The organism is Thauera sp. SDU_THAU2 (assembly GCF_038260575.1).
Classification (GTDB): domain Bacteria; phylum Pseudomonadota; class Gammaproteobacteria; order Burkholderiales; family Rhodocyclaceae; genus Thauera.
This window is the reverse complement of record NZ_JBBWUN010000003.1, coordinates 1,202,677-1,222,064: the sequence shown is the minus strand read 5'-3', so window position 1 is coordinate 1,222,064 and position 19,388 is coordinate 1,202,677. Positions and strand designations below refer to the sequence as shown.

Sequence of the window (19,388 nt, the reverse complement as noted above, 5' to 3'; positions counted from 1 at the left end):
CTGCTGGCAGGACTCAACGCCTGCTCGACCACGGCTGCCCCCGAACCTGTCCACATTTCGCCGTGGAAGCGGATTCCGGCTGCGGCCATGAAGACGAGCGACGATGCGGCGCAGTCCGCTGCGAACGAACCGGCACCACCCCGGGGGCTCGTCACCGAATATTTCGAATCCGGCCGCGGCGAACCGGCCCCCGCCCGAGCAGGCAGCACCGTGCGCGCCGGCAGCAGCGGCGAGCGCTTCGAGCTCAACTTCAACGAAGCCGACATTCGCGGTGTGATCGATGCCGTACTCGGCGACATGCTCAAGCTCGATTACGTCGTGTCTCCCGAAGTTCAGGGTCGCATCACGCTGCGGACCAGCCGCCCCGCCTCCCAGGCATCGCTGCTGTCAGCCCTGGAAGCAGCCCTGGGAACGGTCTCCGCCGTGCTGCTGAAGGACGGCAACAGCGTCAACGTGGTGCCGTGGAGCGAGGCGCCGCAACGCGTTCACCCGGCCCAGCGCCTGGCAGCATCCATGCCGCCCGTTCCGGGCTACGCGGTGGAGATCATTCCGCTGCGCTACGTCAGTGCGAAGGACATGCAGGCTGTCCTGGACACCTTCGTACCGAAAGGCACGGTACTGCAGGCCGATACCCAGCACGGCCATCTCGTGATCGCCGGCAGCAGCCAGGATCGCGGCGCCGTGTTGCGCACCATCGAGAATTTCGACGTCGATTGGTTGAAGGGCATGACCTTCGCCATGTACAAGCTTGCCCAGAGCCGGCCCGAGACCATCGTTGACGAGTTGCAGAAGATCTTCCAGGGCAAGCTGGACCTCTTCACGACGCGCGTGCGGCTCGTGCCGCTCGAGCGCATGCAGGCCGTTCTTGGCGTGGCACGTAACAGGTCCGATCTCGATTTGCTGAGAGAATGGATCGGGCGACTCGACATCTCGAAGACGGGGAGCCAAAGGATCTTCGTCCACAACGTGCAGAACGGCAGTGCAAAGGACCTGGTCACGTCCCTGCGGCAGGTACTGACCGGCGAAATGGCGGCCGGGTCCGTCACAAACGTCGCCAGCACGGAAGGTGAGCGCTTCCCGCCCCCGACCGTGCCCGCCGATCTACAGGCGAATGGCACCACCAGTGCCCAGTCGAACATCGGCCGGCTCGTTGCGTTGGAAGAAAACAATTCGCTGATGTACTACGGCACCGAAGACGAATACCGTGTCATCCAGGAAGCACTGTCCCAGATCGACGTACTGCCCAGGCAGGTGATGATCGAGGCCTTTCTCGCCGAAGTCACGTTGAACAACAACCTGCGCTATGGCGTGCAATGGTTCTTCGACTCGAGCGAGAACTCGGTGACCTTGAGCGCCACCGAATCCGGCGCCGTGGCCTCGCAGTTCCCGGGCTTTTCCTACGTCTATACCGGCAGGGCGAACGCTCGCATCGTGCTGAACGCGCTGCAGTCGAAGACCGAGGTCAAGATTCTCTCCGCGCCGAAGATTTCCGTCCTGAACAACCAGAAAGCGAGCCTGCAGGTCGGCGACCAGGTGCCGATCGTCACCCAGACCTCGCAGGGCACGGATGTTTCAGGGGCACCGATCATCAGCACGATCCAGATGCGAGACACGGGCGTCATCCTGGAGGTGACGCCGCGCGTCAATGACAATGGAAACGTGATCCTGGATGTCATGCAGGAGGTGAGCGAAGTGGCGCAGACGACATCGTCCGGCATCGACTCGCCCACCATCCAGCGGCGGAGAATCCACAGCGTCATCGCCACCCGGGACGGCTTCACCGTGGCGCTGGGCGGCCTGATCCGCGAAAGCGGCGGGATGGGCAACAGCGGCGTGCCGCTGCTGAAGGACATCCCGGTCGTCGGTAACTTCTTCCGGAACAACACGTCCGACACCCGTCGTACAGAACTCGTCGTCCTTCTGGTGCCGCATGTGATGCGCAATCAGATGGAAACCCAGTCAGTCGTCGATGCACTGGTCGATGGACTCGAAGCCGCTTCCAGGCTGGCCGAACATGCACTTCCCCTCGCCCCGTCGCGCCCGCAGTGAGGGCTTCGTCCTGCTGCATGCGCTGTGGCTGCTGCTTGTCGCCACCACGCTCGCTGTTGGCGCAATGACTGCCGTCTTCCATTCTGCAGAGGAGCTTTCCATCTCGGAACAGCGACTCCGGACCCGGCTCGTGCATGAGTCGGCCGTCGAGGTGGTCATCCATGATCTCCTGATCAATGGAGACAGAAGTGCCTGGATAGGTGCCGGCATCATCTTCCGAAGCATGCAGATCGATCAGCAGATCCTCAATGTGTCGGTTCAGCAGGTGAATGGACTCATCAACCCCGTGACGTCCGACCCAGCGATATTCGGCCGACTGCTGGCAGGACTCGCCATACCGCAGGGACAGCAGAAACCGGGCTTCGCGGCGCCCCACCCCTCAGGCGTCTTTCGTCCCGCGACCTACGCGGATCTGCAGGCAATGCTCGGCCTCGACGACGGTTCATTCGCCTGCCTGTACCCCTACGTCACGCTCTACTCCGGCCGGACGGAGCCCGACCTGCGGTATGCGCCGAACCGTCTTGCCAAACTTGCCGGGTTAAGTTCCAGCGCATCGTCTGGAGCACGATCCGTCATGAGCGAGGACTCTGCCCATGGCGTGCTCGGCTCCACGTTCAGGGTAAACGTGTTTTCCGAGAGCGCCCCCGACGATACGAGCGGCTTTTCCGTCGAAGTGACAATCACCGGTCAGATCGAACCCAGCCATCTCGTGAGAAGCCGACAACGCATCATTGGGGCCTCCAACAAGCTCTGTCCATTCTGAGCGGCGCTCCTTCACGCAATCCCAGACCAGTCCGAGCCAGGAACATCGCCCCGGGTTTCACGGAAGGCTCCAAGATGGGGCTCGGTCTTGCGCTGATGCTCGAGCCGGCGGCTTTCAAAAGCGAAAGGCCAGTCCGAAGACTGGCCTTTCGCTCGATGATTCATTGGTCGGGGCGGCGGGATTCGAACTCGCGACCCCTTGCACCCCATGCAAGTGCGCTACCAGGCTGCGCTACGCCCCGACACAAGCCGCCATTATAGCAGCGACTTCAGAATTTGCCAGTTTTTTGATCCGGCAGCCTCAGGCGCGCAACTCCGCGAGTAAGGCCCGCACATCGGCGCGAACCTCGGCCACCAGCGCACGATACTGGTCCGCCTCGATCCTGCTTTCCTGCTCCTGGATCGCGCTTTCGCCCAGGCGGTTGCGCGCGCCGGAAATGGTGAAGCCTTCCTGGTACAGCAGTTCGCGGATGCGCCGGACCAGCAGCACTTCGTGGTGCTGGTAGTAGCGCCGGTTGCCGCGGCGCTTGACCGGCTTGAGCTGGGTGAATTCCTGCTCCCAGTAGCGCAGCACGTGCGGCTTGACGCCGCACAGTTCGCTCACTTCGCCGATGGTGAAATAACGCTTGGCCGGAATCGGCGGCAGCGGTTCCGCGCCGATTTCAGGGTTGCTTGCTTGCATCGCTGAGTTGCTCCACGGCTGCCTTGAGTTTCTGGCTGGCATGGAAAGTGACCACCCGCCGCGCGGTGATCGGAATTTCTTCGCCAGTCTTGGGATTGCGTCCGGGGCGCTGCGGCTTGTCGCGCAACTGGAAGTTGCCGAAGCCCGACAGCTTGACGCTGTCGCCGCGCTCCAGCGCCATCCGGATTTCTTCGAAGAAGCCCTCCACCATGTCCTTGGCTTCGCGCTTGTTGAGACCGACCTGCTCGAACAGCAGCTCGGCCAGTTCCGCCTTGGTCAGCGTTGTCATGTCAGCCTCCTGCACCACGCAGGCGGGCACCGAGCACGGTTTCGGCCTGCTTCACCAAACCTGCCATGACGGCATCCACTTCAGCGTCTTCGAGCGTGCGCTGAGTATCTTGCATCGACACCCTGAAGGCAAGGCTCTTCCGCTCGGGCTCGATGCCCTTGCCCTGATAGACGTCGAACAGGGTGATTTCCCGCACCACCGCCGGCGCCGCCTGGCGCAGCGTGTCGACGACGCGTTCGGCAGTGACGTCGGTGCCCAGCACCAGCGCCAGGTCGCGCACCACCGCCGGCATGCGCGAGATCTCGCTGTAGGCCGGCATGCGCGCGCCCAGCACGGCGTCGAGCTCGAGTTCGAACACCACCGGCGCGATGCCGAGATCGTAACGCTGTACCCACACCGGATGCAGTTCGCCGATGATGCCGATCACGCGGCCGTCCAGCGACACGCTGGCGGCACGGCCGGGGTGCAGGGCCGGGTGGGACAGGCGCACGAAGTTGAGGTTACGCGGTGCGATCAGGGCTTCGACGTCGGCCTTGACGTCGTAGAAATCGACCGTCCGGCTGCGCTCGCCCCACTGCTCGGGCAGCACCGAGCCCGCGGCGAGGCCGGCGATGCGCATCGGCTGGTGGAAGCCGGTCACCGGCTCGCCGTCGGCCTTGCGCTCGAACACGCGCGCGACTTCGAACACGCGCACGCGCTCGGTCTGGCGCTTGCGGTTGGTGGCCATGGTATCGACCAGGCCCGCGATCAGGCTGGAGCGCATCACGCTGAGCTGGCTGGCGATCGGGTTGGCGAGACGGATCGGGTCTTCGTTGGCGCAGAAATCGCGCTCCCAGGCTTCCTCGACGAAAGCGAAGTTGACCACTTCCTGGTAGCCGCGCGCGGCCAGCAGATGGCGCGCGGCCCATACCGGGCGGGCGTGCTCGGTACTCGGCAGCATCATCAGGCCGCCTTGCGGCGCCACGGCGGGAATGTTGTCGTAGCCGTGCAGGCGGGCGAGCTCCTCGACCAGGTCGACTTCGATCTCGATGTCGAAGCGCCACGACGGCGGCGTGACGACGAAGTCCTCGCCGTCGCGCCGGACGTCCAGATGCACGCGTTCGAGCAGCGACTGGATCGCGGCATCGTCGAGGTCGATGCCGAGCACGCGGCGCGCACGCGCGGTACGCAGGCGTACCGGCTGGCGTGCCGGCAGCTTGTCGGCGGCGAGCGCTTCCTCGACCGGGCCGGCTTCGCCGCCGCAGATGTCGATGATGAGCCGGGTGGCACGCTCCAGCGCACGGCGCGGCAGTTCGAAATCGACGCCGCGCTCGAAGCGGTGCGAGGCGTCCGAGCCGAAGCCGTGGGTGCGCGCGCGGCCGGCGATCGCATCCGGCGCGAAGAAGGCGCTTTCGAGGAAGACTTCGCTGGTTTCGAGGGTGATGCCGCTGTCTTCGCCGCCCATGATGCCGGCCAGCGCCAGCGCGCGGGCTTCGTCGGCGATCAGCAGCGTGTCGGCGGCCGGCGTCACCGTCTGCTCGTTGAGCAGCAGCACCTGTTCGCCTTCGCGCGGGTAGCGCACGTGGATCGCGCCCTGCAGCTTGGTGTTGTCGAAAGCGTGCAAGGGCTGGCCCAGTTCCAGCATGACGTAGTTGGTGACGTCCACCAGCGCGCTGATCGAGCGGATGCCGCTGCGCGCCAGGCGCGTGACCATCCAGTCCGGCGTCGGCGCCTTGGCATCGACGCCGCGCAGGATGCGGCCGCAGTAGCGCGGGCAGACCTCGGGCGCGTCGAGCACGATGGCGCGGCGGGCGTCGTGGCTGGGGACGACCGGCGCGATTTCCGTCTTGCGCAGCGCGCTGCCGGTGATCGCCGCGACTTCGCGCGCCACGCCTTCGAGGCTGAGGCAGTCGGCGCGGTTCGGCGTCAGCTTGATCATGAACAAGGTGTCGTCGAGGCCGAGGTAGTCGCGGATGTCGCGGCCGACCGGCGCATCCTCGGGCAGCGCGTACAGGCCGCCGTGGTCTTCCGACAGGCCCAGCTCGCGTGCCGAGCACAGCATGCCGAAGGATTCGACGCCGCGCAGCTTGGCCGCCTTGATGGCGAAGTCGCCCGGCAGCACGGCGCCGACCCCGGCGCACGGCACTTTCATGCCGGCGGCGGCGTTCGGCGCACCGCAGACGATCTGCAGCAGTTCGCCGGTGCCGGTATCGACCTTGCACAGCTTGAGCTTGTCGGCGTTCGGATGCTTTTCCGCCTCGACGATCCGGGCCACAACCACGCCCGAGAAGGCAGGCGCGGCCGGCTCGGCCTCTTCCACTTCGAGGCCGGCCATCGTCAGTAGGTGGCCGAGTGCATCACTGTCGAGTTGCGGATCGACGAAGGTCCGCAGCCACTGTTCGGAGAATTGCATGATTCGATTACCCGGAAGAATTCGATGAGGCAGGCGCCGCCGATGGGCGCGCTGCCGGCACTGGTCAGCGGAACTGGCTCAGGAAGCGCAGATCGCCTTCGAAGAACAGGCGCAGGTCGTTGACGCCGTAGCGCAGCATCGTCAGGCGATCCGGCCCCATGCCGAAGGCGAAGCCGGTGTAGCGCTCGGGGTCGATGCCGCCGAAGCGCAGCACGTTCGGGTGGACCATGCCGCAGCCGGCGATCTCGAGCCAGCGGCCTTCGAGCGCGCCGCTCATGAAGGCGACGTCGATCTCGGCGCTGGGTTCGGTGAAGGGGAAGAAGGACGGCCGGAAGCGGACCTGCAGGTCGTCGGTCTCGAAGAACTTGCGCAGGAAGTCGGCGATCACGCCCTTGAGGTCGGCGAAGCTGACGTTCTCGCCCACCCACAGGCCTTCGGCCTGGTGGAACATCGGCGAGTGGGTCGCATCGGAGTCGACACGGAACACCCGGCCCGGCGCGATCACGCGCAGCTCGGGCATGGTGTCGTGGTCCTTGTAGCGCTCGACGTGGGCCTGCATGGCGCGGATCTGCACCGGACTGGTGTGGGTGCGCAGCAGCACCTCGTCCTGGCCTTCGAGATAGAAAGTGTCGTGCATCGAACGCGCGGGGTGGTTCTCCGGCGTGTTCAGCGCGGTGAAGTTGTGCCAGTCGGTCTCGATTTCAGGGCCGTCGGCGACGATGAAGCCGATCGAGCCGAACAGCTGCTCGATGCGTTCGAGCGTGCGGCTCACCGGGTGCAGGCCGCCCGGCGCCGCGCCGCGGCCGGGCAGCGTCACGTCCAGCGCCTCGGCAGCCAGCTGGGCCAGCAGCGCGGCTTCACGCAAGGCGTTGCGGCGCGCTTCGAGTGCGGCCTCAATCGCGGTCTTGGCGGCATTGATGGCCGCGCCGGCTTCACGCCGCGCATCGGGGTCCAGCTTGCCGAGCGACTTCAGCCGTTCGGTCAGCGAACCGCTCTTGCCGAGATAGCGTGCCTTGGCCTGTTCGAGTTGGGCGCTGTCGGCCGCCGCGGCGAAATCGGCGGCTGCCTGTTGAACCAGTTGATCCAGGTGTTCCATATCCGTGCCCTGCCGGGTTGCGATGTGCTGCAAGTGCTGTGGATGGCCGTGCAAGCCAGATTCAGAAGAAAAAAAGGAGGCCAGGCCTCCTTTTTTCGGACTGCGTGAAATTACGCAGCGAGTTTGGCCCGGGCCTGTTCGGCGATCGCCGCAAAAGCGGGCTTGTCGAACACGGCCAGGTCGGCCAGCACCTTGCGGTCCACTTCGATCGCAGCCTTCTTCAGGCCGTTCATGAAAGTGCTGTAGGTCAGGCCCAGCTCACGCGCGGCGGCGTTGATACGGGCGATCCACAGGGTACGGAACTGGCGCTTGCGCTGACGGCGGTCGCGATAGGCGTACTGGCCGGCCTTCATCACCGCCTGCTTGGCGATGCGATAGACGTTCTTGCGACGGCCGCGATAACCCTTGGCCTGGGAAAGGACTTTCTTGTGACGAGCGCGGGCGGTTACACCACGTTTAACGCGAGGCATTGCGGTCTCCTATCAAGCGTACGGAAGCATGGCGCGAATCAGCTTTTCATCGGCAGCATGAACTTCGGTCATGCCGCGCAGCTGACGCTTCGCCTTGGTCGTTTTCTTGGTCAGGATGTGGCGCTTGAACGCCTGGGACCGCTTGATCCCACCACTCGAGCGGACCTTGAAGCGCTTCTTGGCGCCGCTCTTCGTCTTCATCTTGGGCATTGCTGAGACTCCATGTTTTTGGATGACACCAGGTAGCGCCGATGAGCCCCGACGCATTTCCATACCCGGCACCACTTGTTTTCCGGCAGGCGGCCTTCGCTGCCCGCCGGTCTTGCCCCTTGCGGGGCAAATTCCGTGCTGCTTAGTGTTTCTTCTTCGGCGCGATGACCATGATCATCTGGCGCCCTTCCATCTTCGGCATCTGCTCGACCTGACCCAGATCCTCCAGGTCGGCCTTGACGCGTTCGAGCTGACGCAGACCAAACTCCTGGTGAGCCATCTCGCGGCCGCGGAAGCGCAAGGTCACCTTGCACTTGTCGCCTTCTTCCAGGAAGCGCTTCAGGTTGCGAAGCTTGATCTGGTAATCGTTCTCGTCGGTGCCGGGGCGGAGCTTGACCTCCTTGACCTGCACCTGCTTTTGCTTGAGCCGGGCTTCGTGGGCCTTCTTCTGTTCCTGATACTTGAACTTGCCGAAATCCATCAGCTTGCAGACCGGCGGTGCGGCCATCGGTGCGATTTCGACCAGATCCAGCCCGGCCTCTTCGGCCATGTTCAGGGCTGCGTTCAGGGACACGATTCCGAGCTGTTCGCCTTCTTCACCAACCAGCCGGACTTCGGGCGCGTTGATCTCCCTATTAACGCGCTGCTTCTTCTCTTGAGCGATGGTTCAACTCTCCACGAAAACCAAAAATCAGACCGTGCCGGCCTTCGCTTCTACTTCGCGAAGCCAGCGTTCGATCAGCGAATCGAGGGACATTTGGCCAAGATCCTGGCCACCCCCGTGCACGCACGGCCACCAGGCCCGCCGCCTTTTCCTTGTCGCCGATGACGATCTGATAGGGCAGCTTCTGCACGCTATGTTCGCGGATTTTATAGTTAATCTTTTCGTTGCGCAAATCGGCTTCGACGCGGAAGCCCGCTTTCCTGAGCTTTGCCGCGACTTCGGCGGCATAGTCCGCCTGCCCTTCCGAGATGTTCATGACCACCGCCTGCACCGGCGCCAGCCACAAGGGCATCGCGCCGGCGTGGTTCTCGATCAGGATGCCGATGAAGCGCTCCAGCGAACCGAGCACCGCGCGGTGCAGCATCACCGGCACCTTCTTGGTGTTGTCCTCGTCGACGTATTCCGCGCCGAGGCGCACCGGCAGGTTGAAGTCGAGCTGCAGCGTGCCGCATTGCCATACCCGGCCCAGGCTGTCCTTCAGCGAGAACTCGATCTTCGGCCCGTAGAAGGCGCCCTCGCCCGGCTGCAGCTCGTAGGGCAGACCCTGCGCGTCGAGCGCCGCCGCCAGCGCCGCTTCGGCCGCATCCCACTGCTCGTCGGTGCCGACGCGCTTGTCCGGCCGCGTCGACAGCTTGACCAGCACGTCGTTGAAGCCGAAATCGGCATAGACCTTCTGCAGCAGGCGAATGAACTCGGCCGACTCGGCCTGGACCTGGCTCTCGGCGCAGAAGATGTGCGCATCGTCCTGCACGAAGTTGCGCACGCGCATGATGCCGTGCAACGAACCGGACGGCTCGTTGCGGTGGCAGGAGCCGAATTCGGCCATGCGCAGCGGCAGATCGCGGTAGCTCTTCAGGCCCTGGTTGAAGATCTGAATGTGGCACGGACAGTTCATCGGCTTGACCGCGTAGTCGTGCTTCTCGGACTGCGTGGTGAACATCAGGTCGGCGTACATGCCCCAGTGGCCGGACTTCTCCCACAGCGAGCGATCGACGATCTGCGGCGTCTTCACTTCCTGGTAGCCGTGCTCGCCGAGCGTGCGGCGCATGTACTGCTCGATCTGCTGCCACAGCGTCCAGCCCTTGGCGTGCCAGAACACCATGCCCGGCGCCTCGTCCTGCAAGTGGAAGAGATCGAGCTGGCGGCCGAGCTTGCGATGATCGCGCTTTTCGGCCTCCTCGATCATGTGCAGGTAGGCGTCGAGGTCGTCCTTCTTGGTCCACGCCGTGCCGTAGATGCGCTGCAGCATCTCGTTCTTCGAATCGCCGCGCCAGTAGGCGCCGGCCAGCTTCATCAGCTTGAAGACCTTGAGCTTGCCGGTCGAGGGCACGTGCGGGCCGCGGCACAGGTCGATGAAGTCGCCCTGGCGGTACAGCGAGACGTCCTCGCCTTGCGGAATCGAGGCGATGATCTCGGCCTTGTAGTGCTCGCCGATGCTCTTGAAGAACTCCACCGCCTTGTCGCGCGGCCACACTTCGCGCTCGACCGGGATGCTGCGTTTGGCGATCTCGGCCATGCGGACTTCGATCGCGGCGAGGTCTTCCGGCGTGAAGGGGCGCTTGTACGAGAAGTCGTAGTAGAAGCCGTTGTCGATCACCGGCCCGATCGTCACCTGGGCATCGGGAAACAGCTCCTTCACCGCGTGCGCCAGCAGGTGGGCGGACGAGTGGCGGATGATGTCCAGGCCGTCCTCGTTCTTGTCGGTGATGATCGCCAGCTCGGCGTCCGCATCGAGGCGGTGCGACAGATCCACCAGCCGTCCGCCGACGCGCCCGGCCAGCGCGGCCTTGGCGAGCCCGGCACCGATGGACGCCGCGACCTCGGCAACGGTCACCGGATGGTCGAAGCTGCGGACGGAACCATCGGGAAGCGTGATGTTGGGCATGGCAGTGGTCTCTGGCAGTGTCTGCCCGGCGAAATCGCGGGGCGGGATGGCAACGGAACGAGAATTGTGGACGAAAAAAAGCGCGGTCTAGGCGCGCTTTTTTCTCTAGCAGACTAACAAGCGGAGCCGACCTGTTCAGTTTCCGGCCTGAGTGGTAGTTCGGAACATGTCATCGACTCCAGAATCTTGGTAGGCGCGATTGGATTCGAACCAACGACCCCCACCATGTCAAGGTGGTGCTCTAACCAACTGAGCTACGCGCCTGCTGAAGACCCGCATTATAGGCACTCAAAAAAACTTGTCAAAGTTTTTTTGCAGCGCACACGAAAAACTACTTCTTGAGCCGGCTGACCACGAACAGGATCACGATCGCGCCGACCACCGCGCCGATGAAGCCTGCGCCCTGGCCGGCCTGATAGATGCCGAGCGCCTGCCCGCCGTAGGTCGCCACCAGCGAGCCCGCGATGCCGAGCAAGGCGGTCATGATCAGGCCGAGGCCGTCCTTGCCGGGATGCAGCAGGCGGGCGACGAGGCCGACGATCAGGCCGATGAAGATGGTAGCGATGATGCCCATGTGACTCTCCTGTTGTGGGGTGAATACGCAGCGTGATCAGGCCGGACCGCGTTAGGCCGCGCGGCGTCAGGCCGGGTTCTGGTCAGGCTTGCGGCCAGGCTTCGAGAAACTGCTTCCAGTGCGGCGCATCGAGCCGGCCGAGCGATTCTCGCACGACTTCGACTTCGTCCGCCCACGCCTTGGCATCGAGATGCCCGCGCATGCGCTCGAAGCGCAGATAGACGAGGTAGGTGTTCACCACGTCGGTCTCGCAATAGTCGCGGATCTCGGCGGCGCGCCCTTCCTGCCAGGCCTGCCACACCGCCGAGCCGTCCATGCCGAGCTTGCCCGGGTAGCCCATCAGCTTGGCCAGGTCGTCCAGCGGTGCGCTGGCGCGCGGCTGGTACATCGCCAGCAGGTCCATCAGGTCGAGATGGCGGTTGTGGTAGCGGCCGATGTAGTTGTTCCACTTGAAGTCGCGCGAGTCGTGGTAGTCGCCCTCGCCCTGGTCCCAGTAGCGCGGCGCCGTGACGCCGTGCAGCATGCCGCGGTAATGCAGCACCGGCAGGTCGAAGCCGCCGCCGTTCCACGAAATGATCTGCGGCGTGTAGCGCTCGACGCCGTCGAAGAAGCGCTGGATGATCTCGCCTTCGCCCGCGTCCGGTTCGGACAGCGAAAACACGCGGAAATGCTGGGCGTCGCGCAGCACGCACGAGATCGTCACCACCCGCTGCAGGTGGTGCGGCAGGAAATCGTTGCCGTGGCTGGCACGCCGCTGCTGGAAAGCCCATTCCGCCGCTTCGGTGTCGGACAACTCGGGCGGCAGTTCGTACAGGTTCCGGATGCCGGCGACGTCCGGAATGGTTTCGATGTCGAAGACGAGAACGGGCATTACTTCTTCACCCAGCTCCCGCCTCGCTGCACCCACCAGCCTGCCGGCGCGCGGTCGATCCAGCGCTGGGCGAAGGTGCTGCGCACGTCCGCCTCCCATTCCGGATGCTGGTTGGCGCGGGCGACTTCGCGGTACAGCGCGCTGCGATCGGCATTCTCCGCCGCGACCAGCGCATTGACGCTGCCGCGCTGCGCCAGCGGCACTGCCGACGCATCCCTCAGGGCGATGCTGCCATCGGCGGCAAGGCCGATCGCACCCGAGGCATACAGCGGCGCGAGTTGCCCATGGCGCTTCTGCATGGACGATTTCAGCGCGGAGATCGCCGGCGTGTCGATTTCCAGATTTCCCTGAGCCTGCACGGCAAAAGCCATCATGCAGCCCAGCAGGCCCGCCATCAGCCAGCGCATCCACCCCGGAACCCCGTGACGTGCGTTCATTGCCCTGCCCCCTGCTCTGCCGGTGCCGCCTGCGGCGGCTGGTTTTCACGTGTCTGCCAGACCTCGTCGATGATGCGGTCGGCGGCTTTTTCCGCGGCGGCGGCCGGGAAATAGATGTTGATCGTCACGCAGGCCGAGGCGGCGAGCGCCAGGCTGCCCGCAAGCAGCAAGGATCGGATTCGAAAGAATGGCATTCAGTTCTCCTGCAGGACCCGGCGCCTGCCGGCCTGAATCAGTGCAACTCTGGCGCGACATTGTTCTCGATCACGCGCTGGAGCCGGTCGACCAGCTCCTGCCAATCGACGCGGCGATTGTAGCCGATGACATCCAGCGCCGGGATGCCGCCGCCGCGCACGATGGGAAAGCCGCCGTCCGGCCGCTCGCGGCCGGCGATGCCGCTCATTTCGCAGATGCCGTTGCCCAGCACGCAATGGAAACCGAGTTCGCGATAGCCGAAAGTGTCGAACACGCTCAGCACGCCACGCTGCAGAGCCGCGATCGCACCGCCTCCGCCCAGCGCGCCGATGTTCTGCACCGCCCGCTGGCTGATGCGCCGGCGATAGCTGCCCGGACTGCTGGCAAGCCGCAGATCGAACGCGACCGGCCGCCAGCCGGCCAGCTCCAACCCTTTCACGTCGGCATCCACATAGCCGCTGATGCTGCCGAAGCTGAAGGTGTCGGTGAGCTGGGCCAGGTCCAGGTGGCGCGCCTTGATGTCGGCGCGCAGATTGGAGGCAACGCCGAAAGGCTCGCTGACGCGCAGGCCGGTCGCCTGCAGATAACCATCGAACACCGAAACCACCAGCGCGCCATCCAGCGAGATCTCACCGGTGCTGACGCGCATGCCCGGCATGGACGCCGACAGAATGCCGGACATCGACGGCCAGCCGAGCGCCTCGGTCAGCAAGGCCATCGACAGCGGCTCGACGACCACGCCGCCCTGCCCGCGCCAGCCCTCCGCGCCGTGTTCGAGCGCAAGACCGTCCAGCACCAGGGCACCATCCAGCAAGGGAATGCGGATCTGCCCTAGATTGATCTGCCCACCGTCGAGCAGCGCATCCACGTCGAAGGCGCCGAGCGACAGGGCTTCCCAATGCCCGCCCTGAACCTGCAAGCTGGCGCGTGTCGGCGCAGTCGCCGACCAGGGCAGATGGCCGGACAGCGGCCCGAAGGCCAGCCCGCGTCCGCGCACCTCGCCGCCTTCATCCACGCCGGCGAGGCTGACGCCGGCGCCGTCGAAGACCAGGTCCAGGGAGAAGAGCTGCCCGTCCCTGATCTCGGCGCCGGCGCCGACATGGCCGGCAAAACGCAGGCGATCCGCCAGCGCCGGAACCAGCGCCGGCGTGATCCAGTGCGGACCGAGAATCGCCAGATCGCCGCCGGCCAGCGACAGCGTGAGATCCTGCAGGCTCGGCGGTTCGCGCGCGATGCGGGCGGTCAGGGCGAACTGATCGACGCCTTCGAGTTCCAGCGTCGCCATGCGCAGCACGAGCTCGTCGTCGTTCAGCCGGCCTTCGGCCTGCAGCACCGGCCCCGACCGCAGGTAGAGCGGATGCAGGTAGGCTTCGCCGCCCTCCCATGCCAGCCGGCCCTGCCAGTCCCAGCCTGCAGCCAGCGCCCGGGCCGTGAGATCGAGCGACAGCGCCAAGCCTTCGGCCGCCTGCAGGCCATCCGGGCTGGAGAAACTGCCGCCGCTCAGTCGCGCCTGAAGTTGCAGCTTTTCATGCCGACCGGCATCGCCGGCCTGCTGCCATGCCAGTCTGGCATCGACCGTCCCTTTGGCTGCGTGCTGCGCCAACTCCGCCGCAAGCGCCGGCGAAACCTGCGCAGCGAAGCCGGCCAGGTCTCCGCTCAGTTCTCCTATCTCGAAGCGCGTCAGCGCAGCCTCGACGAAGCTGCCGCCGTCATAACGGATATCCACGGTCGAGCCCGACGATAGCCGCAGTGCGGCGTCGAAAGCGGATGTCAGCGGGTCGAAGCGGAAATCGATGCGCAGCGGCAGGCGCTTGGCACCGACGCGGATCTCGCCCCCTCTGCAGCGAATCTCCGGAAATGCGGCATCGGCCTCGGGACAGGAGAGATGCAGTCCGCGCCACGCCCGCTTACCCAGCGCCAGATGGGCGATACGCAGCTCGGGCCCCTTGCTGCCGGCAGCGAACTGCAGCTCCACCCCCTGCACGGACAGGCCGGGGGCGCGAATGTCGCCGATCGACAGTTGGATGCGTTCGATGCCCTGTACCGGCAGTACCCAGGCCAGCGCCAGCAGAACCAGGCAGCAGCAACGGGCGGCGGTCCTGGCCGCCATGCCCGGCGGTGCGCCCTCAGGCCGGGAACACACCCGTCGACAGATAGCGATCGCCACGGTCGCAGACGATGGAGACGATCACCGCATTCTCGAGCTCGGCGGCCAGCCGCAGCGCGACGTGCATCGAGCCGCCCGACGAGATGCCGGCGAAGATGCCTTCCTCGCGTGCCAGCCGGCGGGTCATTTCCTCCGCCTCGGCCTGGCTGACACGTTCGATCCGATCGACCCGCGGGCGCTCGAAGATCGTGGGCAGGTAGGCTTCCGGCCACTTGCGGATGCCCGGAATCTGCGAACCTTCTTCCGGCTCGCAGCCGACGATCTGGACTGCGGGGCTCTTCTCCTTGAGGAAGCGCGAGGTGCCCATGATGGTGCCGGTGGTGCCCATCGAGCTGACGAAGTGGGTCACCCGGCCCGCCGTCTGCTCCCAGATCTCGGGGCCGGTGCCTTCGTAGTGGGCGAGCGGATTGTCCGGATTGGCGAACTGGTCGAGGATGATGCCCTTGCCTTCGTCGCGCATCTTGTCGGCGATGTCGCGCGCCATCTCCATGCCGCCGGACGTCGGCGTCAGCACCAGTTCGGCACCGAAGGCGCGCATCGTCTGGCGCCGCTCCACGCTCTGGTTCTCCGGCATCACCAGGATCATGCGGTAGCCGCGCATCGCCGCAGCCATCGCCAGGGCGATGCCGGTGTTGCCGCTGGTCGCTTCGATCAGGGTGTCGCCGGGCTTGATCTCGCCGCGCGCCTCGGCATGCATCACCATCGACAATGCCGGCCGGTCCTTGACCGAGCCGGCCGGGTTGTTGCCTTCGAGCTTGGCCAGGATGACGTTGTTGCGGCCGGCGTTGATGCGTTTCAGCCTCACCAGCGGGGTGTGGCCGACATAATCTTCCAGCGTCTTGAATTCCATGTATCGGGGTCTCGGAATGAGGCAGGTGGCTGCTTCAGGTCGCTCAGGGCGTCAAGTCAAATTCTTCGGTTCGCCGCGGCGGGTAGGTTTCCCAGCCGCCGCAGGCCGGACAACGCCAATGGAACTGGCGGGCCTTGAAGCCGCAGGCGTCGCAGCGATAGCGCGCGACCTTGCGCGTATGGCCGTGGATCAGTTGCTTGATCAGCTCGACGTCGCCGCGCTGCTCGCTCGGCACCGTCAGCAACGCGGCTTCGAGCAGCTTGTCCAGGCCCAGCAGCGTGGGGTTGCGGCGCAGTTCCTCGCGCACCAGGTCGTAGGCCGCCTGCGGGCCCTGCTTGTCCATTTCCCAATGGAAGAGCTCGTCGAGCAGGTCGAGCGAAGCGTGGCTGTCGAGCCAGGCGCGCAGGAGCTGGTGGCCTTCTTCCAGCCGCCCGAGGCGGCCATAGGCGTCCATGATGCGTTCGGCGGCCAGGGCAAGATAGACCGGATCCTGGTTCTCGATCCGTTTCCACGCGGTGAGCGCGTCCTCGTCCCTGCCCTGCGCGGCACAGATGTCGCCGCGGATCAGGCTCGCGCGCACGCAGCGCGGATTGACCGCCAGCGCCGCCTCGACGTGGCGCTCGGCCTCGTCCGGCTTCGAGTTCGCCAACGCAGCCGACGCCAGCTCGCAGTGGAAGTTCGCCACTTCGGCCCGCCACATCAGGCTTTCGTGGCCCGGCAGCGCATCGGCCACTTCGATCGCCTTCGCCCAGTCCTTCTCCTGCTGATAGATCTCCAGCAGGTAGCGCAGCGCCAGCGCGTCGGCGCGCGTGCCGCGCAGGCGGACGAACACCTCTTCGGCACGGTCGAGCAGGCCGGCCTTGAGGAAGTCCTGGCCGAGTTCGCCGAGCGCCTGCAGGCGCTGCTCTTCGGTGATGTCCTCGCGATCGACCAGCAATTGATGGATGCGGATCGCCCGGTCGGTCTCGCCGCGGCGCCGGAACAGGCTGCCGAGGGCGAAATGCAGTTCGATCGTCTGCGGATCGATGCGCACGGCTTCGACGAAGGAGTCAATCGCCTTGTCGGGCTGCTCGTTGAGCAGAAAATTCAGGCCGGACAGATAAGAGCGCGGCAATGCCCGCGACTCCTGCACCACCTGGCGAATGTCGATGCGGGCGGCAAGCCAGCCCAGCGCGAAGAACAGCGGAAGGGCCAGCAGCCACCAGAGTTCGATTTCCATGGGACGGCGGAACGCTCAGGAAAGGCTGGGCATCTGGATCTCGGCCGCCGGCTCGGTGGCATTGGCCGTCCGTTCACGCTCGGCGCGCTCCCGCTCCAGCTGGCGGCGCAATTGAGAGATCTCGCGGCGCTGGCGCAGCAGCGAAGCGAAAGTCGCCGTGACCCCGAGCAAGGCACCGGCGGCGAAGCTGACGAGGATGACGAACACCAGGGGAAGCTGCCATTGCCCGCCAAAGAAGAAGTTCAGGGTCGCCAGATGATCGTTCTTGATCGCGAACCCGAACAGCAGGATGAACAGCAGGAGACGGATGAACCACATGATTGCGCGCATGGCGCCATTATCACCGAGCACGCAGCAAAAAAGAAGAAAGGCGGCCATCGGGCCGCCTTCCAGTACTGCATCTGTTGCCACTCGCAAGCCCGGCTTGCATCCGATCGCCGCGCGGTCGATCGCCCGTTGGTGGCTGAGCTCGCCAGCCGAACCCGGCCCGGCTGCTCAGCCTGCGAGGTCCACGCGTTCGCGCAATTCCTTGCCGGCCTTGAAATGCGGCACGTACTTTTCCGGCACGTGCACCTTCTCGCCCGACTTGGGGTTGCGTCCGACGCGAGGCGGACGATAGTTCAGCGCGAAACTGCCAAACCCGCGGATCTCGATGCGATCGCCGCGCGCAAGCGCGTCGGTCATCGCATCGAGGATCATCTTGACCGCGTAATCGGCATCCTTTGCGACCAGTTGCGGAAAACGCTCCGCAAGCTGGGCGATCAGCTCCGATTTGGTCATGATCGGCTTGCTTACTGCTTCTGCTCGTTCAGCTTGGCCTTCAGCAGCGCACCCAGGTTGGTCGTACCGGACGCGGCGGAGCTGTCGGAAGCCAGCTTGTTCATGGCTTCGTTCTGCTCGGCCTGATCCTTGGCGCGGATCGACAGGTTGATCGAACGGGTCTTGCGATCGACGTTGATCACCATCGCCTCGACTTCGTCGCCTTCCTTCAGCATCGTCGTCAGGTCGTCGACGCGGTGGGCAGCGGCTTCCGAAGCACGCAGATAGGCTTCGACGTCGTCACCCAGCGAGATCACGGCGCCACGCGCATCGACCGACTTCACGGTGCCGCGCACGAGGGTGTTCTTCTCGTGGGTGGCGATGAAGTTGGTGTAGGGATCGCCTTCGAGCTGCTTGATGCCCAGCGAGATGCGCTCGCGCTCGACGTCGATCGCCAGCACCACGGCTTCGACTTCGTCGCCCTTCTTGAAGCGGCGCACGGCTTCGTCGCCCTGCTCGCTCCACGACAGGTCGGACAGGTGCACCAGGCCGTCGATGCCGCCTTCCAGGCCGATGAAGACGCCGAAGTCGGTGATCGACTTGATCTGGCCGCGGACCTTGTCGCCCTTCTTGTGGTTGATGGCGAAATCGTCCCACGGGTTGGACATGCACTGCTTCATGCCCAGCGAGATGCGGCGGCGGTCTTCGTCGATCTCGAGGATCATCACTTCGACTTCGTCGCCCAGCTGGACGACCTTGGTCGGGTGGATGTTCTTGTTGGTCCAGTCCATTTCGGACACGTGCACCAGGCCTTCGATGCCCTGCTCGACTTCGACGAAGGCGCCGTAGTCGGTGATGTTGGTGACCTTGCCGAACAGGCGGGTGCCTTGCGGGTAGCGGCGCGAGATGCCGACCCACGGATCTTCGCCCAGCTGCTTCAGGCCCAGCGAGACGCGGTTCTTCTCCTGGTCGAACTTGAGCACCTTGGCTTCGATCTCGTCACCGACGTTGAGCACTTCGCTCGGGTGACGGACGCGGCGCCAAGCCAGGTCGGTGATGTGCAGCAGGCCATCGATGCCGCCCAGGTCGACGAACGCACCGTAGTCGGTGATGTTCTTGACGATACCCTTGATGACGGTGCCTTCCTTGAGGTTGGCGAGCAGCTTTTCGCGCTCTTCGCCCATCGACTCTTCCAGCACGGCACGGCGCGAGACGACGACGTTGTTGCGCTTGCGGTCGAGCTTGATGACCTTGAATTCGTATTCCTTGCCTTCGTACGGCGTGGTGTCCTTGACCGGACGCATGTCGACCAGCGAGCCCGGCAGGAAGGCGCGGATGCTGTTGGTCATGACGGTCAGGCCACCCTTGACGCGGCCGGTGATGACGCCCTTGACCAGCGAGCCTTCGTTGAGGGCCTTTTCGAGGTCGTTCCAGGCGGCGATGCGCTTGGCCTTCTCGCGCGACAGGCGGGTTTCGCCGAAGCCGTCTTCCAGCGCGTCGATGGCAACGTGGATGAAATCGCCGACGTTGACTTCGAGTTCGCCGCGGTCGTTGCGGAACTCGTCGACGGGAACATAGCTTTCGGACTTCAGGCCGGCGTTGACGACGACGAAGTTCTGATCGATGCGCACGACTTCGGCGGTGATGACCTCACCGGTGCGCATTTCCTGCAGGGCAAGGCTTTCCTCGAAAAGAGCGGCAAAGCTTTCTTCAAAGGCGGGGGTGGCGTTGGACATGAGGGATAAATCCGGGACCGC

General features: G+C 65.0%; 19 protein-coding genes, 2 tRNA genes and 1 pseudogene. 2 read left to right on the top strand and 20 right to left on the bottom strand.

Annotated elements, in window-relative coordinates; translation table 11 throughout:
- Nucleotides 1–87: 87 nt before the first annotated feature.
- Both gspD and AAFL97_RS06875 read left to right on the top strand, forming a co-directional pair.
- The gene (gene gspD, locus AAFL97_RS06880) at nt 88–2,049 is read left to right on the top strand and encodes a type II secretion system secretin GspD (protein ID WP_341644274.1); all 1,962 of its coding nucleotides are present in this window, start codon (nt 88–90) and stop codon (nt 2,047–2,049) included.
- Nucleotides 2,015–2,812 carry a hypothetical protein gene (locus AAFL97_RS06875; RefSeq protein WP_341644273.1) on the top strand — a complete coding sequence of 266 codons (798 nt, stop codon included), beginning with the start codon at nt 2,015–2,017 and terminating at the stop codon, nt 2,810–2,812. Before gspD ends, AAFL97_RS06875 begins: the two co-directional genes overlap by 35 nt.
- Nucleotides 2,813–2,976: 164 nt before the next feature.
- Here the strand turns inward: AAFL97_RS06875 and AAFL97_RS06870 are convergent.
- The 20 genes and pseudogenes from AAFL97_RS06870 to rpsA form a co-directional block, all read right to left on the bottom strand.
- A tRNA-Pro gene (locus AAFL97_RS06870) sits at nt 2,977–3,053 on the bottom strand.
- A gap of 59 nt (nt 3,054–3,112) precedes the next feature.
- On the bottom strand, nt 3,113–3,493 hold the full coding sequence (locus AAFL97_RS06865) for a MerR family transcriptional regulator (RefSeq protein WP_341644272.1): 381 nt from the start codon (nt 3,491–3,493) through the stop codon (nt 3,113–3,115).
- On the bottom strand, nt 3,474–3,782 hold the full coding sequence (locus tag AAFL97_RS06860) for an integration host factor subunit alpha (protein WP_068637068.1): 309 nt from the start codon (nt 3,780–3,782) through the stop codon (nt 3,474–3,476). Before AAFL97_RS06860 ends, AAFL97_RS06865 begins: the two co-directional genes overlap by 20 nt.
- A gap of 1 nt (nt 3,783) precedes the next feature.
- Complete coding sequence (gene pheT, locus AAFL97_RS06855) at nt 3,784–6,174, bottom strand: phenylalanine--tRNA ligase subunit beta (RefSeq protein ID WP_341644271.1); 2,391 nt, start codon at nt 6,172–6,174, stop codon at nt 3,784–3,786.
- A 64-nt stretch (nt 6,175–6,238) separates the two neighbouring features.
- Nucleotides 6,239–7,270, bottom strand: coding sequence for a phenylalanine--tRNA ligase subunit alpha (locus AAFL97_RS06850; protein WP_263461421.1), 1,032 nt, complete (start codon nt 7,268–7,270; stop codon nt 6,239–6,241).
- 110 nt (nt 7,271–7,380) lie between these two features.
- Nucleotides 7,381–7,740: a 50S ribosomal protein L20 gene (gene rplT, locus AAFL97_RS06845; RefSeq protein WP_004333413.1), complete on the bottom strand. Its 360-nt coding sequence runs from the start codon at nt 7,738–7,740 to the stop codon at nt 7,381–7,383.
- A gap of 12 nt (nt 7,741–7,752) precedes the next feature.
- Nucleotides 7,753–7,950 carry a 50S ribosomal protein L35 gene (gene rpmI, locus AAFL97_RS06840; protein ID WP_002923845.1) on the bottom strand — a complete coding sequence of 66 codons (198 nt, stop codon included), beginning with the start codon at nt 7,948–7,950 and terminating at the stop codon, nt 7,753–7,755.
- Nucleotides 7,951–8,092: 142 nt separating this feature from the next.
- Entirely contained in the window at nt 8,093–8,557 is a 465-nt protein-coding gene (gene infC / locus AAFL97_RS06835) for a translation initiation factor IF-3 (protein ID WP_341647111.1), read from the bottom strand.
- 84 nt (nt 8,558–8,641) lie between these two features.
- Nucleotides 8,642–10,559: pseudogene (gene thrS, locus AAFL97_RS06830) on the bottom strand (threonine--tRNA ligase).
- Nucleotides 10,560–10,746: 187 nt separating this feature from the next.
- Nucleotides 10,747–10,823 (bottom strand) — tRNA-Val (locus AAFL97_RS06825).
- 67 nt (nt 10,824–10,890) lie between these two features.
- Nucleotides 10,891–11,133: a GlsB/YeaQ/YmgE family stress response membrane protein gene (locus AAFL97_RS06820; RefSeq protein WP_004333419.1), complete on the bottom strand. Its 243-nt coding sequence runs from the start codon at nt 11,131–11,133 to the stop codon at nt 10,891–10,893.
- Nucleotides 11,134–11,215: 82 nt separating this feature from the next.
- Nucleotides 11,216–12,004, bottom strand: coding sequence for a 3'-5' exonuclease (locus AAFL97_RS06815; protein WP_341644270.1), 789 nt, complete (start codon nt 12,002–12,004; stop codon nt 11,216–11,218).
- The gene (locus AAFL97_RS06810) at nt 12,004–12,441 is read right to left on the bottom strand and encodes a YdbL family protein (protein WP_263461418.1); all 438 of its coding nucleotides are present in this window, start codon (nt 12,439–12,441) and stop codon (nt 12,004–12,006) included. Before AAFL97_RS06810 ends, AAFL97_RS06815 begins: the two co-directional genes overlap by 1 nt.
- Nucleotides 12,438–12,635 carry a hypothetical protein gene (locus AAFL97_RS06805; RefSeq protein WP_341644269.1) on the bottom strand — a complete coding sequence of 66 codons (198 nt, stop codon included), beginning with the start codon at nt 12,633–12,635 and terminating at the stop codon, nt 12,438–12,440. Before AAFL97_RS06805 ends, AAFL97_RS06810 begins: the two co-directional genes overlap by 4 nt.
- A gap of 38 nt (nt 12,636–12,673) precedes the next feature.
- Entirely contained in the window at nt 12,674–14,746 is a 2,073-nt protein-coding gene (locus AAFL97_RS06800; RefSeq protein ID WP_341644268.1) for a hypothetical protein, read from the bottom strand.
- A gap of 16 nt (nt 14,747–14,762) precedes the next feature.
- On the bottom strand, nt 14,763–15,653 hold the full coding sequence (gene cysM, locus AAFL97_RS06795) for a cysteine synthase CysM (protein ID WP_341644267.1): 891 nt from the start codon (nt 15,651–15,653) through the stop codon (nt 14,763–14,765).
- Nucleotides 15,654–15,696: 43 nt separating this feature from the next.
- The gene (lapB, locus tag AAFL97_RS06790) at nt 15,697–16,872 is read right to left on the bottom strand and encodes a lipopolysaccharide assembly protein LapB (protein WP_341644266.1); all 1,176 of its coding nucleotides are present in this window, start codon (nt 16,870–16,872) and stop codon (nt 15,697–15,699) included.
- A 15-nt stretch (nt 16,873–16,887) separates the two neighbouring features.
- Nucleotides 16,888–17,202, bottom strand: a complete 315-nt coding sequence (locus AAFL97_RS06785) for a LapA family protein (RefSeq protein WP_068637081.1) — start codon at nt 17,200–17,202, stop codon at nt 16,888–16,890.
- A gap of 165 nt (nt 17,203–17,367) precedes the next feature.
- Nucleotides 17,368–17,652, bottom strand: coding sequence for an integration host factor subunit beta (locus AAFL97_RS06780; protein WP_068637056.1), 285 nt, complete (start codon nt 17,650–17,652; stop codon nt 17,368–17,370).
- Between the two features lie 11 nt (nt 17,653–17,663).
- A complete protein-coding gene (rpsA, locus tag AAFL97_RS06775) occupies nt 17,664–19,367 on the bottom strand; it encodes a 30S ribosomal protein S1 (protein WP_263461414.1) in 1,704 nt (567 codons plus the stop codon).
- Nucleotides 19,368–19,388 lie beyond the last annotated feature (21 nt).

What these genes read in the sequence shown, in the direction of transcription:
- rpsA (WP_263461414.1), bottom strand. Translation starts at nt 19,367, where the DNA reads ATGTCCAACGCCACCCCCGCCTTTGAAGAAAGCTTTGCCGCTCTTTTC.
- AAFL97_RS06805 (WP_341644269.1), bottom strand. Translation starts at nt 12,635, where the DNA reads ATGCCATTCTTTCGAATCCGATCCTTGCTGCTTGCGGGCAGCCTGGCG.
- AAFL97_RS06810 (WP_263461418.1), bottom strand. Translation starts at nt 12,441, where the DNA reads ATGAACGCACGTCACGGGGTTCCGGGGTGGATGCGCTGGCTGATGGCG.
- AAFL97_RS06800 (WP_341644268.1), bottom strand. Translation starts at nt 14,746, where the DNA reads ATGGCGGCCAGGACCGCCGCCCGTTGCTGCTGCCTGGTTCTGCTGGCG.
- gspD (WP_341644274.1), top strand. Translation starts at nt 88, where the DNA reads ATGAAGACGAGCGACGATGCGGCGCAGTCCGCTGCGAACGAACCGGCA.
- AAFL97_RS06875 (WP_341644273.1), top strand. Translation starts at nt 2,015, where the DNA reads ATGCACTTCCCCTCGCCCCGTCGCGCCCGCAGTGAGGGCTTCGTCCTG.
- rpmI (WP_002923845.1), bottom strand. Translation starts at nt 7,950, where the DNA reads ATGCCCAAGATGAAGACGAAGAGCGGCGCCAAGAAGCGCTTCAAGGTC.
- cysM (WP_341644267.1), bottom strand. Translation starts at nt 15,653, where the DNA reads ATGGAATTCAAGACGCTGGAAGATTATGTCGGCCACACCCCGCTGGTG.
- AAFL97_RS06785 (WP_068637081.1), bottom strand. Translation starts at nt 17,202, where the DNA reads ATGCGCGCAATCATGTGGTTCATCCGTCTCCTGCTGTTCATCCTGCTG.
- AAFL97_RS06780 (WP_068637056.1), bottom strand. Translation starts at nt 17,652, where the DNA reads ATGACCAAATCGGAGCTGATCGCCCAGCTTGCGGAGCGTTTTCCGCAA.
- AAFL97_RS06815 (WP_341644270.1), bottom strand. Translation starts at nt 12,004, where the DNA reads ATGCCCGTTCTCGTCTTCGACATCGAAACCATTCCGGACGTCGCCGGC.
- AAFL97_RS06860 (WP_068637068.1), bottom strand. Translation starts at nt 3,782, where the DNA reads ATGACAACGCTGACCAAGGCGGAACTGGCCGAGCTGCTGTTCGAGCAG.
- lapB (WP_341644266.1), bottom strand. Translation starts at nt 16,872, where the DNA reads ATGGAAATCGAACTCTGGTGGCTGCTGGCCCTTCCGCTGTTCTTCGCG.
- AAFL97_RS06850 (WP_263461421.1), bottom strand. Translation starts at nt 7,270, where the DNA reads ATGGAACACCTGGATCAACTGGTTCAACAGGCAGCCGCCGATTTCGCC.
- rplT (WP_004333413.1), bottom strand. Translation starts at nt 7,740, where the DNA reads ATGCCTCGCGTTAAACGTGGTGTAACCGCCCGCGCTCGTCACAAGAAA.
- pheT (WP_341644271.1), bottom strand. Translation starts at nt 6,174, where the DNA reads ATGCAATTCTCCGAACAGTGGCTGCGGACCTTCGTCGATCCGCAACTC.
- AAFL97_RS06820 (WP_004333419.1), bottom strand. Translation starts at nt 11,133, where the DNA reads ATGGGCATCATCGCTACCATCTTCATCGGCCTGATCGTCGGCCTCGTC.
- AAFL97_RS06865 (WP_341644272.1), bottom strand. Translation starts at nt 3,493, where the DNA reads ATGCAAGCAAGCAACCCTGAAATCGGCGCGGAACCGCTGCCGCCGATT.